The 14,258-nt window shown below is 47.3% G+C and carries 12 protein-coding genes; 8 read left to right on the top strand and 4 right to left on the bottom strand.

Going from position 1 to position 14,258, the window contains the following annotated elements:
- Positions 1-169: 169 nt before the first annotated feature.
- The 4 genes from T433_RS0111370 to T433_RS0111355 all read left to right on the top strand — a co-directional run bounded on the left by T433_RS0111370 (position 170) and on the right by T433_RS0111355 (position 4,330).
- Complete coding sequence (locus T433_RS0111370; RefSeq protein WP_155808489.1) at positions 170-619, top strand: HU family DNA-binding protein; 450 nt, start codon at positions 170-172, stop codon at positions 617-619.
- A gap of 459 nt (positions 620-1,078) precedes the next feature.
- A complete protein-coding gene (locus T433_RS15285; protein WP_081778479.1) occupies positions 1,079-1,690 on the top strand; it encodes a DUF4468 domain-containing protein in 612 nt (203 codons plus the stop codon).
- 38 nt (positions 1,691-1,728) lie between these two features.
- The gene (locus tag T433_RS0111360; RefSeq protein WP_027449685.1) at positions 1,729-1,953 is read left to right on the top strand and encodes a hypothetical protein; all 225 of its coding nucleotides are present in this window, start codon (positions 1,729-1,731) and stop codon (positions 1,951-1,953) included.
- Between the two features lie 61 nt (positions 1,954-2,014).
- The gene (locus tag T433_RS0111355) at positions 2,015-4,330 is read left to right on the top strand and encodes a putative porin (protein WP_044109799.1); all 2,316 of its coding nucleotides are present in this window, start codon (positions 2,015-2,017) and stop codon (positions 4,328-4,330) included.
- A gap of 34 nt (positions 4,331-4,364) precedes the next feature.
- Here T433_RS0111355 and T433_RS0111350 read toward each other — a convergent pair whose 3' ends face one another.
- Positions 4,365-4,985 (bottom strand): TetR/AcrR family transcriptional regulator, encoded by a 621-nt coding sequence (locus T433_RS0111350; protein WP_027449683.1) that lies wholly within the window; start codon positions 4,983-4,985, stop codon positions 4,365-4,367.
- A gap of 135 nt (positions 4,986-5,120) precedes the next feature.
- Between T433_RS0111350 and T433_RS0111345 the strand changes: the two genes are divergently transcribed.
- Both T433_RS0111345 and T433_RS0111340 read left to right on the top strand, forming a co-directional pair.
- Complete coding sequence (locus T433_RS0111345) at positions 5,121-7,433, top strand: NADP-dependent malic enzyme (protein WP_027455881.1); 2,313 nt, start codon at positions 5,121-5,123, stop codon at positions 7,431-7,433.
- A 9-nt stretch (positions 7,434-7,442) separates the two neighbouring features.
- A complete protein-coding gene (locus T433_RS0111340) occupies positions 7,443-7,811 on the top strand; it encodes a 2-amino-4-hydroxy-6-hydroxymethyldihydropteridine diphosphokinase (protein WP_027455880.1) in 369 nt (122 codons plus the stop codon).
- 85 nt (positions 7,812-7,896) lie between these two features.
- Here the strand turns inward: T433_RS0111340 and T433_RS0111335 are convergent, their stop codons facing one another.
- A complete protein-coding gene (locus T433_RS0111335) occupies positions 7,897-8,814 on the bottom strand; it encodes a glucosaminidase domain-containing protein (RefSeq protein ID WP_044109796.1) in 918 nt (305 codons plus the stop codon).
- 128 nt (positions 8,815-8,942) lie between these two features.
- On the opposite strand from T433_RS0111335, the gene T433_RS0111330 reads away from it, so the two are divergent.
- A complete protein-coding gene (locus T433_RS0111330) occupies positions 8,943-10,199 on the top strand; it encodes a rhamnogalacturonan acetylesterase (RefSeq protein ID WP_027455878.1) in 1,257 nt (418 codons plus the stop codon).
- On the top strand, positions 10,199-12,760 hold the full coding sequence (locus T433_RS0111325) for a glycosyl hydrolase (RefSeq protein WP_027455877.1): 2,562 nt from the start codon (positions 10,199-10,201) through the stop codon (positions 12,758-12,760). Before T433_RS0111330 ends, T433_RS0111325 begins: the two co-directional genes overlap by 1 nt.
- On the opposite strand, the gene T433_RS0111320 is transcribed toward T433_RS0111325, so the two are convergent.
- Entirely contained in the window at positions 12,746-13,507 is a 762-nt protein-coding gene (locus T433_RS0111320) for a nitrilase-related carbon-nitrogen hydrolase (RefSeq protein ID WP_027455876.1), read from the bottom strand. The genes T433_RS0111325 and T433_RS0111320 overlap by 15 nt on opposite strands.
- Positions 13,504-14,202, bottom strand: a complete 699-nt coding sequence (locus tag T433_RS0111315) for a tRNA1(Val) (adenine(37)-N6)-methyltransferase (protein WP_248616521.1) — start codon at positions 14,200-14,202, stop codon at positions 13,504-13,506. The genes T433_RS0111320 and T433_RS0111315 overlap by 4 nt, the downstream gene beginning before the upstream one ends.
- Positions 14,203-14,258: the final 56 nt, after the last annotated feature.

Below are 14,258 nucleotides of genomic sequence, written 5' to 3'. Positions count from 1 at the left end.
TATATTTGCACACCTCGCATTTATTTAGTACCTTTGCGATACATTTGAGGAACGGAGGATGGAGGCGCCAAACGGAGCGTTTAATGCCGGCAAACGGGACGAATGGGGCCACCAAACGAAATCCTCGGCAAAATCACAATTAACTTTAACCATTTAATACCTTAACACTATGCCTGTACTTTACAAAACTTATGTCAACCAGATGAGAAACTCAAAGATGTTCGGCAAGGTCTATGCCCGCATCGTATCGCTGAAGACCATGACCTACCCTGAGCTGTGCAAGCACATGGCGGAACACAACTCGGTGTATGGCACCGATGTCTGCCTGGGCGTTGCCAACAAGTTGCAGTCCTGTATCCTGGAGCAGCTGATGGAGGGTAAGAAGGTGCAGTTTGGCGACCTGGGTACGTTCTATCTCTCTACGCACACCACGGGTGCCGACTCTGAGGAGGAGTTCAACCTGGCGTCCAACATGCGCGGAATATACCTGCGTTTCCAGCCCAGTCGCATGGACTTGAACGACCTGACGTCGAAGTCACTGAAGAAGCGTGCCTCGCTCCTAAACGTGAAGGAGTTGGCAGGAATTGAGACCGCGAGTCAGGGGGAGAATGAGGACTAACCCCTATCATCCGCTGAACTCCCCTCCCTTCAAGGGGAGGGGCAGGGGTGGGGTCTGTAACTAAACAATATTCCGCAGATTTTCTACGTAGGCACTCCCCTCCCTTCCGCTCGAGCTCTGCTCGCTTGCTACCGAAGGGACGCAAGAAGAGGTGGGGTCTGTAACTCCATTGGCAGTTAGAACAACACTGACCCCACCCCCGACCCCTCCCCTACATGGGAGGGGAGAAAACAACACAACCCAACAACCCCTCCCCGACCCTCCCGAGGGAGGGGGGTAAGTCATCCCCTTGGAGTGCAAGTAGTTTAACAGGAATACCTCAATCTTTTATAAAGCGGCCCCGTAAAAGGGTCGCTTTTTTCATGTTAACAAAGGAAACACGCAGAATAGATTTGGTTATATGGGAAATTAATTGTAATTTTGTCGCCGTAAACAAACAAAAACAAGATTAACGCAGAGATGAAACAAATTTTCACAGCAATAACACTGGCGCTGGCAATGACAGCCAACGTGCAGGCTCAAGACAACACATGGGAACAGACGACGCCCAGCGAAAAGGCCGCCATCGATGCAAAATACTTGGTGGGCGCAGTGCCCGAAAAGGATGGACGCGTGGTGTTTGAAACCACCATCAAGGTGCCGGGCAAAAGTCGCGCCCAGCTGTTTGACGAGATGCAGAAGCTGATGACGGCTATGACCAAGGCTCCCGAACAGCTGGAAAACAGCAATATCTCGACCACTGACCCCGAGAATGGATTGGTGGTGGGCGCCTACCAGGAGTGGCTGGTGTTCAAAAACAAGCCCCTGATTCTGGATCGCACCCGCCTGTACTACAACCTGGTGGCAGAATGCAACGACGGCGAAGTTCATCTGTCGATGAATCGCATCTTCTATATTTATGATGAAGAGCGCACGCCCCTGACCTACAAGGCTGAGGAGTGGATCACCGATCGCTACGGGCTGAACAAGAAGCAGAACAAGCTGGCACGCGTCAGCGGCAAATTCCGCAAGAAGACCATCGACCGCAAGGACTACCTGTTTAGCACCATCGCGAAGCAGCTGAAGAAATAATTATAATTAGGACGCAACAGACCATACAATTGTACATCATGGAAGAACAGGTAAAACACCCTCGACGCCACAATCTGGAACCTTTTCGCGACACAGGCAAGATGCGACGCTTGCGCATGTGGCTGAACATTGCCTTCATGCTGATAGCAACGGCAGGTATGGCTCTCTATTTCGTGATAGACCACGAGGTGGCCTTCTGGATTCTTATTGTGGCAACGGTGTTTAAGTTCGTGGAACTGACACTGAGATTGTTGAAACTTTAACCCGCCACACACCCTTTTACGAAGAACAAAACACACTCACATCCCCCTCTCCTACACACCAATGAGCATTAGGCAGCTATCCATCATAACACTCCTTGCAACGGCATCACTGAATACTTGGGCGCAAGACTACAACGAGATTGACGAATACGGAAACGTGACGCCACGCAACGAACAGAACCGCAACTTCAACCCTCACAACAACGACACTACGAAGAAATCGAAGGTGGTGCCAAAGGGCATCTATGTGTGGACTTTGGATCGCCGCTTTGGCGACATCCACAAGGCTGAGGTGGACACCCTGCCCTATCTGTTTCCGCAAAGCACGCTGGGAATGGGCAAGACGGGGCAGTACAACACGCTGGGCAACAACTACACGGCTCGGCTGTCGCGTATCGTGATGGATCGCAAACTGGGCACTCAGTCACTGTTTACTGATGCCTACGATCAGGTGCTAAGGTCGCCCGACGAGTGGCACTTCACCAACACGTTGTCGCCTATCACCAATCTGACCTACGACAACTGTGGCGACAAGCTGAATGGTGAGGATCATTTGGGCGCTCGCTTTGCCGTGAATGCTGGTAAACGCACTGGATTGGGCTTCGATATTGACTATGCCTACGCTCGCGGCTACTTCCAAAATCAAAGCACGTCGCATCTGGGCGCTACATTCTCGCTCTCGCATCTGGCCGACCAGTATCAGCTGCACTTGCTCGTCAGCACAAACCATCAGAAGGCCGCCGAGAACGGGGGTATCACCAACGACGACTACGTGACGCACCCTGAGCTCTTCACCGAGACGTTTGCATCCAACGAGATACCTACCATCCTGGAACGCAACTGGAACCGTAATCATCATCACCACCTCTTTCTGACGCATCGCTACAGCTTGGGCTTCTACCGCAAGGTGAAGATGACCGACGAGGAGATCAAGGCACAGCAGTTTGCGGCTAAGTCAAAGCAGCAGCGCAAACAACGCGAAGACAGCCGACAGTTTATGCCGCAACAACCTACAGGGCGCCCCGATGATGCTAAGATTGCTGGCAACGAACCCGTAATGCCCAAGCATGAGGCACTGACTGCTGACACAACCCGCATCCGTGTGGACTCGAAACAAATGGCCGACAGCCTCTTGGCACTGCAGGCACAGCAGGACTCGCTGGATGCGCTGATGAAACGCGAGTTCGTACCTGTGACCAGCGTGATACACACTGCCGAGGTGAATGCTCACGAACGCGTCTTCAAGGCTAATACAACTCCCACTGACTATTATGCCAACACCTTTTATAATACGTACGACGGTGGTACGCCTGGCGATTCTATCTACGACAAGACGAAATATCTGGACGTGAAGAACACGATGGCTCTGGCTTTGATGGAGGGATTCAATAAGTATGCACCGGCTGGTATCAAGGCCTTTGCCTCGCATCAGGTGCGACGCTACGATATGCCTTATGTGGCTGCAGCCAGCGATGCGCTGTTGCAGCGCTTCACTGAGCACAATGTGTCGGTGGGCGGACAACTGCAGAAATTGCAGGGCCACACGCTGCACTACGATCTGGTGGCAGAGACATGGGTGGCTGGCGAGGATGCCGGACAATTGAAGTTCGACGCACAGGCCGATGTGAACTTCCCACTGTTTGGCGACACTGTGCGACTGAAGGCTAAGGGCTATTTCTATCGCCTGGCGCCTACGTTCTATCAGCGCAACTACCACTCAAAGCACTTGTGGTGGGACAACACGCTGGACAAGGAGACGCGCACGCGCATTGAGGGGGCTTTCACCTACGACAAGACGCGCACCACGCTGCGCGTTGCTGTAGAAGAGATTCAGAACTATACTTATCTGGGCATGAACTACACCCGCGAAAATGGCGCGGTGAAAGGACTCGACGCCAATTTCCGTCAGCACTCGGGCAATGTTCACTTGATGATGGCTCAGCTGGATCAGAAGTTGAAGGTGGGTCCGCTGCACTGGGACAATGTGGTAACCTATCAGACCACCAGCAACAAGCAGGTACTGCCTCTACCCACACTGAACATCTTTTCAAATCTATACGTGAAATTCATGGTGGCACGTGTGCTGCGCGTAGAATTAGGCGGCTCTGCCACATGGTTTACAAAATACGAAGCTCCCGACTTCTTGCCACAGCTGAACAGCTTTGCCATTCAGGAGAATGCTGCCAGCAGAGTGCAGTTGGGTGAGTTCCCCTTTGTGGATGTCTATGCCAACATGCACCTGAAGCATGCCCGCTTCTTCGTCATGATGCAGAATGTGGCAGGCAATGCACTTTCAAAGAAAGCCTTCTTGGTCCCCCACTATCCACTGAACACCCAAGTCATCCATTTCGGTATCTCGTGGAATTTCTTCAATTAAAAATAGCTGCTATAGAAACTTTAATCTGCCGCGATCAAATATCCGTTTTGTCAAAGAGGTCCAGACCTTTGCGGGTGCATATGCCACGGATAGAGACAAAGGCAATATTGCGAAACACATCTTCGATGGGATACTGGCGATAGAGTTCGCCATTCATCATCGTCGATGTCACCGCATCCAGCAAACGGGCAATCAAATCCAGGTTTAAATCCTCGCGGAAGAGGCCCTCGTCAATACCACGACGAAGAAAGTCGTGGTAGTTGTTGTGCGCCTGCTCTCTGTCCTGGTTCAACAATTCAATCACCAATGGATACTTTGCCAGGTCAGTATAAAATTTCGGATTTGTCTTCTTGAAAGTTTTTATCTTCTGGAAATATGCATAGAACAGCAACTCTATGACGTTCTGGCAGTTGGCTGCTTTCTCATTCAGCTCTTTCTCTTTCGCTGCTTTATACGTCTTGAGTACCTCGATGAGCAACTGTTCCTTGTTGCCAAACATCTCGTAGATAGTGCGCTTCGAGATTGATAAACTCTGAGCCACATCATCCATCTTCACCGCACGAACACCATGAAGAGCAAAAGCCTTCATCGAAGCTTCAATAACAATGTCGCGTAGTGACTTTCTGTATTCCGAAATACCCTTTATTCTTTGCATATTTATGTAATTTGAGTGCAAAGATATAAAAAAAAGATAAAATAAAACGTTTTTCCGTGATATTTTAGTAATTTTGCGCCTTGAAAGATTTTGTTTGTATTCAATTCCAACATAAAATATTAAAGTATTAGTTCTATGGTAAAAATTACTAAAGAGGCTGCACTCGAATATCACGAGACAGGCAGACCTGGTAAGATTGAAGTAAAGCCCACCAAAGCTTATCGCACCCAGACCGATCTGTCGCTGGCATATTCGCCAGGCGTAGCCTTCCCTTGTTTAGAGATTCAGGAAGATCCCAATGCAGCCTATCGCTACACTGATAAAGGCAATTTGGTAGCAGTTATCTCAAATGGTACCGCTGTACTTGGACTTGGTGATATAGGTGCGCTGAGCGGAAAACCCGTGATGGAAGGTAAAGGATTGCTGTTTAAAATCTATGGCGGCATTGATGTGTTCGACATCGAAGTGGCCGAGAAAGATCCTGAGAAATTCTGCGAAGCCGTAGAACGCATTGCACCCACCTTCGGCGGTATCAACCTAGAGGATATCAAGGCGCCTGAATGTTTCTACATCGAAGACCGTCTGAAGAAGACACTGAACATCCCTGTGATGCACGACGACCAGCACGGCACAGCCATTATCTCGGCTGCTGGACTTAAGAATGCACTGGAGGTGAACGGAAAAGACATCAAGAAGGTGCGCATCGTGGTGAACGGTGCTGGCGCTGCTGCTATTTCATGCACCAAGTTATATATGGCACTGGGTGCTCAGAAGGAGAACATCGTGATGCTCGACTCTAAGGGTGTCATCTCTACCGAGCGTACCGACCTGAACGAGCAGAAGAAATTCTTCGCCACCACTCGCACAGATATTCACACACTGGCAGAGGCAGTAAATGGTGCCGACGTCTTTGTTGGTCTGTCTAAGGGCAACGTACTCTCACAGGATATGGTTCGCTCAATGGCTAAGGATCCCGTGATTTTCGCTTTGGCTAACCCCACACCCGAGATCACCTACGAAGAGGCAATGGAGGCACGCAAGGATGTGCTGATGGCTACCGGCCGTACCGACTACCCCAACCAGATCAACAATGTGATAGGCTTCCCCTACATCTTCCGCGGTGCACTCGACGTTCACGCTACGGCTATTAACGAGGAGATGAAAATGGCTGCCGTTCACGCTATCGCCGACTTGGCCAAGCAGCCTGTTCCCGATGTTGTGAACGATGTTTATAAGGTGAACAACCTGAAGTTTGGACGCAACTACTTCATCCCCAAACCCGTTGACCCACGACTCATCTCTGAGGTTAGTGCTGCCGTAGCTAAGGCTGCTATCGAGAGCGGTGTGGCTCGCAAGACCATTGAAGACTGGGACGAGTATAAGAACTCGCTATCGGTAATGCTGGGACAGGAGACCAAACTTACACAGAAGCTCTATGCCACCGCAGCATCTCATCCTCAGCGCGTCGTGTTTGCCGAAGCCATTCACCCCACCATGCTGAAGGCTGCTGTCCAAGCCAATAACGAAGGCATTTGTCAGCCCATTCTGCTCGGTAATGAGGAGATTATCGAAAAGATGGCAAAGGAGATGGACCTGAACCTGGAGGGCATCGAGATTGTCAATCTTCGTCATCCCCGCGAGCAGGAGCGTCGCGAGCGCTATGCCAAGATACTGACCAACAAGTTGCAGCGAAATGGCTACACCTTCCAGGAGGCCAACGATAAGATGTTCGAACGCAACTACTTCGGTATGATGATGGTTGAGACGGGCGAGGCAGATGCCTTTATCACAGGTCTCTATACCAAATACTCGAACACAATCAAGGTGGCTAAGGAAATCATTGGCATACGTCCTGAATACAACCACTTTGGCACCATGCATATCATCAACTCGCCTCGCGGCACACTCTATATTGGCGATACGCTGGTGAACGAGAATCCTGATACAGAGGCTCTGACAGACATAGCCAACCTGATGTCTACTGCCGTACGCTTCTTCAACGAGAAGCCTGTCATCTCAATGGTGTCACACTCTAACTTTGGTTCTTCGCAGAGCGAAGGTCCTCAGAAGGTTCGTCTGGCCACCGAGAAGATGCAGCAGATGTATCCTGATTTGGCAATCGACGGAGAGATGCAGATCGGTTTTGCACTCGACAAGGAGTTGCGCGACGAGCAGTATCCGTTCACACGCCTGAAGGGATTGGATGTCAACACACTGGTGTTCCCCAACCTGACCTCTGCGCGCTCTTCTTACAAGATGCTGCAGAAGCTCGATCCCGATGTTGAGATCATCGGCCCCATCCAGATGGGTCTTAACAAACCTATCCACTTTATCGACTTTGGCGCTTCGGTTCGCGACGTTGTGAACATCGTATCTATCGCCGTTATCGATGCTTATGTGGATAAGTTGAAGAACAATGTCACAAAGAAAATAAACCGAAAGAAATAAACTCCCTTTATGATGCATTCGGTCATCATCTCACTGGCATCTAATCATGATGCTAAACAAAATCTGAACGAGGCGCGACGATGCCTCGCTCAGATTTTTTCTAATGTCAAATATTCTAATGAACTCCTTACAGACCCTATCAATGCGAAACGTAAGGATAAGTATTTGAACCAGTTGGCGCAGTTTGAATCCGCATTTGATGCAGAGCAAATAAATAGTAGACTGAAAGCCGTCGAGCAGCAAATAGGTCGCACTGACGAAGACCGACAGCAGGGCATCGTGAGGATAGATCTGGACTTGCTGCAGCACGACGAGCAGCGCTACCACCTAAAAGACTGGGAACGTCCGTATGTGCAAAAGTTGCTGCCGGAACTCTGATGTTTATTTGAAACAACAACGAAAAAAGGAAGATACTTTCTCCCTTTTTCTGATTTAGTCTTATTTGGTCTAATCTTATCGAGTCTTATCTCAATCTTAAGTTATCGCCTACACGAATACTGTATTCAGGGGACAAACCATTCATCTGATAGAGATATTTCACGCGAATGCCATAGGCTTGAGCAATAGAATACATTGATTCACCGGGCTTCACCTGATGATAGCGATGCTTGAATTCCTTCGGGGCGCGGCGTTGCTTCTTCTTCAACCAGATAATTTCACCCTCACGCAGGCGGTCGTTCTTATCGCGCTCGTTATAGCGTGCTATCTTCTTGTAGGAAATACCAATTTCCTCGCCAATAGAACGGAAGGTGTCTCCCCGACGAGCTATCACGTAATAGTTCTTGTTGAAAATGGTGATGAGATGCAAAGGCTGCCCACCAACAGGTTTATCTTTCACTCGCTCGGTCATAAACTTATCATAGTGGCGGGCGGTATCATACTGATAGAGCTTGTAGATCTGAATTATCTCTATTAACTTATCAGCATAAACGGGATTGGTGGCATAGCCAGCAGCTTTCAAACCACGCGCCCACCCCTGATAGTCGGTGGGTTTCAAACTGAATAAGCTGCGATAGCGCTGGCCCGTCACCAAGAACACAGAGTGATCTTCGTACGACTCAAAAGCATTCTTATAAACACGGAAACACTCTCCTCGGGCATCATCATCTTTATAAATGGTAGGCCCTGTCCAATGGTGGCATTTAATACCAAAGTGATTGTTGGCTTTGACTGCCAATGTACTATTGCCTGCACCCGATTCCAACAGGCCTTGAGCCAACGTGATAGAAGCAGGAATCTTGTATTTCTGCATCTGCTCAATAGCCACATCCTTATATTGATTGATATATTGCTGGTATCGGGCGTTCCATTTGGCTTGTGCCCAAAGGCCTATAGGCAAACAAAATAATCCGATAACAACAAATGCTCTCAAATACTTCATAAAGCTCATTTTTTCTTACTATCTGCAAAGATACACAAAAAGAAAGAATATTTCCATATATCCATTTGAATTTTTAAATAATACGAAAAAAATTAGTTCCATTAATGAATAATATGTATCTTTGCAATATGAAACAGATCTACTTAAACACTTTAACAATCATTGCAGCATTTATTTCTGCAACAGGAGCTGCTAAAGCTCAATCATTTGATTTCGACATGTCCAAACCACAACCTGTTTATTGCAATGAAACTGGTTCTGGCTATGACATTCTGCCTGCACCTGACAAGAAGCATGCGGCAGATCCGTACTACTTTAGTGTGAAGGTGCCTGACGGCAACTACCTGGTAAGGGTGACGCTGGGCGGAAAGAAAAACAGTAACACTACCCTGAGAGCTGAGGGAAGACGACTCATGATGGACAACATCACCACTAGTAAATCGAAAGAAACGCGTGTCGTCTCGTTTGTTGTTAACAAACGCTCACCTCTGATTGACGAGAAACGACGCGTGAAAATCAAAGAACGTGAGAAAGACTATCTCGCTTGGGATGACAAACTGACACTTGAGGTCAATGGTTCTAACCCCGCAGTGAAGAGCATCCACATTGAGCGCACAGATGTGCCAACCATCTATCTCTGTGGCAATTCAACGGTAGTGGATCAAAACTTCGAACCATGGGCTTCGTGGGGACAGATGATTACACGCTGGTTTGATGATGGCGTTGCTGTGTCGAACCATGCAGAGAGCGGACTCACGGCTCGCACATTTATCGACTCGTTCCGATTGGAGAAGATTCTCTCTACTTTGAAGGCTGGCGACTATGTCTTCGTGGAGTTCGGTCATAACGACGAGAAGGAGAAACGGGCTGGTGACGGGGCTTGGTATCACTACCAGTATCAACTGAAAATTTTCGTTGATAAGGTGCGCGACAAAGGTGCAGAGATTGTTTTCTGCACTCCGACACAGCGCCGTTTCTTTGAGAAAGACAATAAGACAATCCGCAATACGCATGGTGACTTTCCTGCTGCGATGAAGATGGTGGCTGAATTAGAAAAGGTGCCTGTGATTGATCTCAACGGTATGACAAAGACGCTCTTCGAGACAATGGGTTTTGAAGATTCTAAGCGTCTGTTGGTACACTACCCTGCTAATACTTTCCCTAATCAACCGAATGCATTGGCAGACAATACTCACTTCAACACTTTCGGAGCTTACGAGGTGGCAAAATGTGTTGTGATGGGTATTAAAACGCTCAACTTGCCATTGGTGCAGCATCTTCGCAGTGATTGGAAAGACTTTACACCTGAACACCCTGACGACTGGAAGGTGTTTAAGTGGGCTCCAGCAAAGATCTCAGAACTAACCAAACCTGACGGAAACTAATGAAGAAATCATCATTCATCATATTGTCCACACTCTTTTCGGCTTCTGTGATGGCACAGTCATGGCCCACTCAAACCGCTGAATCAAAGGCGGGCACCCGTTGGTGGTGGCTGGGCTCTGCTGTTGACAAGGAGAATTTAAAGTGGAATCTGCACGAATATGCAAAGCATGGCATCGGAGCTGTAGAGATAACGCCGCTTTATGGTGTGCAAGGTAATGAGAAGAACAATATTCCGTATCTCTCTGACAAATGGATGGAGATGCTGAGATACACAGAAGAACAGGCCGAACGTAACGGCATCGAACTGGACATGTCAACAGGCACTGGTTGGCCTTTCGGCGGACCTTGGGTATCACTAAAAGAAAGCGCTTGTCGAGCTGTGTTTGTTGAGAAAGCTATAAGTGGCAATACGCTGATAGATATCACTCCAGCAGAGAAAGATGCTAAGAATGCTTTTCTTCATAAAGTGATGCTCTATGCTGCAGATGGAACCGCCACAGACGTTACGCAACAGGCGAAGAGCAACCAGTTGGTGCTGCAAGAAGCACAGCGTGGCGCATATAAAGTCATCGCTATATTTATAAAATATGGTGTTATGAAAGTAAAGCGTGCAGCTCCTGGCGGAGAAGGGCTGGTGATTGACCACTTCGATCGTAGAGCTGTAGCTAATTACTTGAAGCATATTGAGCAAGCCTTTGAACGAACAAAGACCCCCTACCCTCATACATTCTTCAACGACAGTTATGAAGTAGCAGATGCCACATGGACACCTTCGTTACTCGAAGAATTTGAAAAACGTAGAGGATATAAACTGGAAGAACATTTGCCAGAACTGATAGCCTATGAGCCCAAGGTGCTTTCTGACTATCGTGAAACGTTAGGCGACTTACTGCTGGAGAACTTCACCAATCAATGGACAGCATGGGCACATTCTCATGGAGCCATCACCCGCAATCAGGCTCACGGTTCGCCTGCCAACCTGATAGATTGTTATGCAGCAGTGGATATTCCCGAAATTGAGGGTTTCGGTCTTTCAAACTTTGGAATCAAAGGACTTAGAGAAGACCCAGGCAAGACACGAAAGAACGACTCAGACTTCTCGATGTTGAAATATGCGCCCTCTGCGGCTCACATTTGCGGAAAAAAGTTTACTTCAAGTGAAACGTTTACTTGGTTGACAGAACATTTCCGCACATCATTATCGCAGTTGAAACCCGACATCGACCTGATGTTTTGCGCCGGTGTGAACCACATGTTCTTTCACGGTACCTGCTATTCGCCTAAGGAAGATGAATGGCCAGGATGGAAGTTCTATGCCTCTATCGATATGTCACCCACTAACACAATCTGGCGAGATGCTCCGTTCTTTATGGATTATGTAACCAGATGTCAGAGCTTTCTGCAGTGGGGTGAGCCAGACAATGACTTCCTTGTCTATCTTCCTGTCAGAGATATGTGGAAGAAGAACATCAATAAGCTATTGATGCAATTCTCTATTCATGCTATGGGACAACTGGCTCCTGAGTTTATTCAAAGCATCCTCGCGATAGAAAAAGCTGGATATGACTGCGACTATATCAGCGATAAGTTGCTGGCGAAGGTGTCTGTCAAAGGTCAGCAACTAGTCACTGAAGCTGGTACGCACTACAAAGCCATTATCATTCCTTCCGGCACGACTATCACGCCTGAATTAAAACGGGTGTTGGAGCGCTTGTCCCCATATGTCATCTATGGTGAAGATACTCAGAAGATGGCTCACTTTGCGCAACCCGAGGAAATGAAGACATCATGCGGTTTGAAACTCATTAGGCGCAGAAATGCCAATGGTTATCATTATTTCATAGCCAATCTGACTGCCAATGATGTTGAAGAAGATGTGAAACTGGCCGTACCTTTCAAAGATGCGAAATGGTTTAATCCGCTGAATGGCGAGATAACAGATGCCGACATAGACGATGATGGCATAGAGGTTAATTTGCGTAGTGGTGAGTCTATGATACTTCAAGTGTTCAATACGCCCCTTAAAGTGAGTGAAAATGCTTGCTCTAACGAGGACGAACAAGACGAAATTGAGATTGATAACAGCTGGACTCTTTCTTTTATAGAAGAGACACCTCATATTGATAAGACCTATCAATTAGATAAGCTGCAAACTTGGGAGAGTCTCGACGAAAAGACTCGCACCGTGATGGGAACAGGCGTTTATACCACGAGTTTTGAACTGAAAAAGAAGCAGTTAGATGCTAATTGGTATATAGATCTTGGAGACGTACGAGAATCAGCTCGTGTATATATCAATGGACAGTTTATTGGATGTGCATGGGCCGTTCCTTTTATCCTCGATACTAAAGGAACGCTAAAAGCTGGTCGCAACGAACTGCGTGTGGAAGTCACTAACCTGCCAGCCAACCGCATTAGCGAACTGGATAGACAGGGCGTGAAATGGCGCAAAATGGAGGAAATCAACGTGGTTGATATCAACTACCAAAAGACGCTCTATGATCAATGGAAGCCCGTGAAGAGCGGTCTTGCCAGCAAGGTAAGACTAATATATAAATAAGTCGCGGTCTTCCAGAACCCTGAATCGACTACGTATCTTCTGTAGGTTTTCCATCGAAAGCTCTGCGGAAGATACGTTTTCTTTATCCCCATTGGCAGCTAATATAACACCTAATGGGTCAACCACAACACTTCCTCCGGCATAAACGGATGTTTCATCGCTTCCCACACGATTCACGCCTATCACATAACATTGATTCTCTATAGCACGAGCTTTCAGTAGAATATCCCACGCCTGCTGCCTGGAAGAAGGCCAATTGGCTACGTAAATGATAGCATCGTATTCGCCAGCACGCCCATATCGCGAGAAACATGGGAATCTCAGGTCATAGCACGTCTGCAACAAGAAGCGAAAACCTTGATATTCCACGATAACAGGAGTGCCGCCTGCGTGATAGAAAAGTTGCTCTTTTCCATGAGAAAACAAGTGCTTTTTGTCGTAAAAAGCATAACTATTACTTGATAAAAAGTACTGTCTATTTCTGTAGGTTCCATCTTCTAACGATACAGCCAAACTACCACAAATTGCACAATTCTTTTCTGATGCTATCTGACGCATCCATTTTAATGAAGTAGAAGTTGATTCAGATTCTGCAACGCCCTGTGGTTTAACAATAAATCCAGTTGACCACATTTCAGGAAGAACATATAAGTCAGCATCTTCCTCACGTATCAATTGTGTGGCACGAGTAATATTCTCGTCAATCTTACACCACTGAGAATCAAATTGTAGTAGTGCTACTTTCATAAGTAAAATTCATTTACCAATTCATTATATGATTCAGAACCTATTACAATCTCTTCACGCTGAAGTCCTAGAGCAACTTTACTAAACTCCAATAGATAACGTTTCACTGGCTTACGGATCGATGTTTTGACAGCACAAACTCTCGACGTAAAGAATCCAGCAAGGTAAGCCTCTGCTTCGAGTTTCGACTTGCATTCAGAAGGTATAACTACAGAGAAATGTCCCTCTGCTGACAACAAGCTGAAGGCTCCCGTCATCAGTTCGCGATAAGATAAGGACGAAGTGTGTCTTGCGGCAGTACGTTGGGCATCTGGAGATTCTAATGAGATGTCGAAAAATGGCGGATTAGAAACTATTGCATCAAACTCGCCATCGATACCCTGTCGGAAATCTCGGCAAGTAATAGCGATTCTATTGGAAAACGGCGATGCCACTATATTTTCTTGTGCTTGACTGGCTGCTTGCGCATCAATCTCGACGCCTAAAACTTGCGCATCAGGAAAACGTTGAGCCATCATCAATGCCAGCAATCCCGTACCAGCGCCAATGTCAAGGATGTGTTTTCCACCCCTTGACCAAGCTCCAAGCAATGTGCCATCGGTACCCACCTTCATGGCACATTGATCTTGAAAGATCGTGAACTGTTTGAACCTAAAGAAGTTGTTAGCCATAATAAACGCCGCAAAGATATACATTTTTTGTTAATTATCAATGAAGGTTTCGAAAATATCAATTAAAATTAGTACCTTTG

This window comes from Xylanibacter brevis ATCC 19188, assembly GCF_000621725.1.
Taxonomy (GTDB): Bacteria; Bacteroidota; Bacteroidia; order Bacteroidales; family Bacteroidaceae; genus Prevotella; species Prevotella brevis.
Note: the sequence above shows the minus strand (reverse complement) of the source record. Positions and strands in the feature narration are given on the sequence as shown.

What these genes read in the sequence shown, in the direction of transcription:
- T433_RS0111370 (WP_155808489.1), top strand. Translation starts at nt 170, where the DNA reads ATGCCTGTACTTTACAAAACTTATGTCAACCAGATGAGAAACTCAAAG.
- T433_RS15285 (WP_081778479.1), top strand. Translation starts at nt 1,079, where the DNA reads ATGAAACAAATTTTCACAGCAATAACACTGGCGCTGGCAATGACAGCC.
- T433_RS0111360 (WP_027449685.1), top strand. Translation starts at nt 1,729, where the DNA reads ATGGAAGAACAGGTAAAACACCCTCGACGCCACAATCTGGAACCTTTT.
- T433_RS0111355 (WP_044109799.1), top strand. Translation starts at nt 2,015, where the DNA reads ATGAGCATTAGGCAGCTATCCATCATAACACTCCTTGCAACGGCATCA.
- T433_RS0111350 (WP_027449683.1), bottom strand. Translation starts at nt 4,985, where the DNA reads ATGCAAAGAATAAAGGGTATTTCGGAATACAGAAAGTCACTACGCGAC.
- T433_RS0111345 (WP_027455881.1), top strand. Translation starts at nt 5,121, where the DNA reads ATGGTAAAAATTACTAAAGAGGCTGCACTCGAATATCACGAGACAGGC.
- T433_RS0111340 (WP_027455880.1), top strand. Translation starts at nt 7,443, where the DNA reads ATGATGCATTCGGTCATCATCTCACTGGCATCTAATCATGATGCTAAA.
- T433_RS0111335 (WP_044109796.1), bottom strand. Translation starts at nt 8,814, where the DNA reads ATGAAGTATTTGAGAGCATTTGTTGTTATCGGATTATTTTGTTTGCCT.
- T433_RS0111330 (WP_027455878.1), top strand. Translation starts at nt 8,943, where the DNA reads ATGAAACAGATCTACTTAAACACTTTAACAATCATTGCAGCATTTATT.
- T433_RS0111325 (WP_027455877.1), top strand. Translation starts at nt 10,199, where the DNA reads ATGAAGAAATCATCATTCATCATATTGTCCACACTCTTTTCGGCTTCT.
- T433_RS0111320 (WP_027455876.1), bottom strand. Translation starts at nt 13,507, where the DNA reads ATGAAAGTAGCACTACTACAATTTGATTCTCAGTGGTGTAAGATTGAC.
- T433_RS0111315 (WP_248616521.1), bottom strand. Translation starts at nt 14,202, where the DNA reads ATGTATATCTTTGCGGCGTTTATTATGGCTAACAACTTCTTTAGGTTC.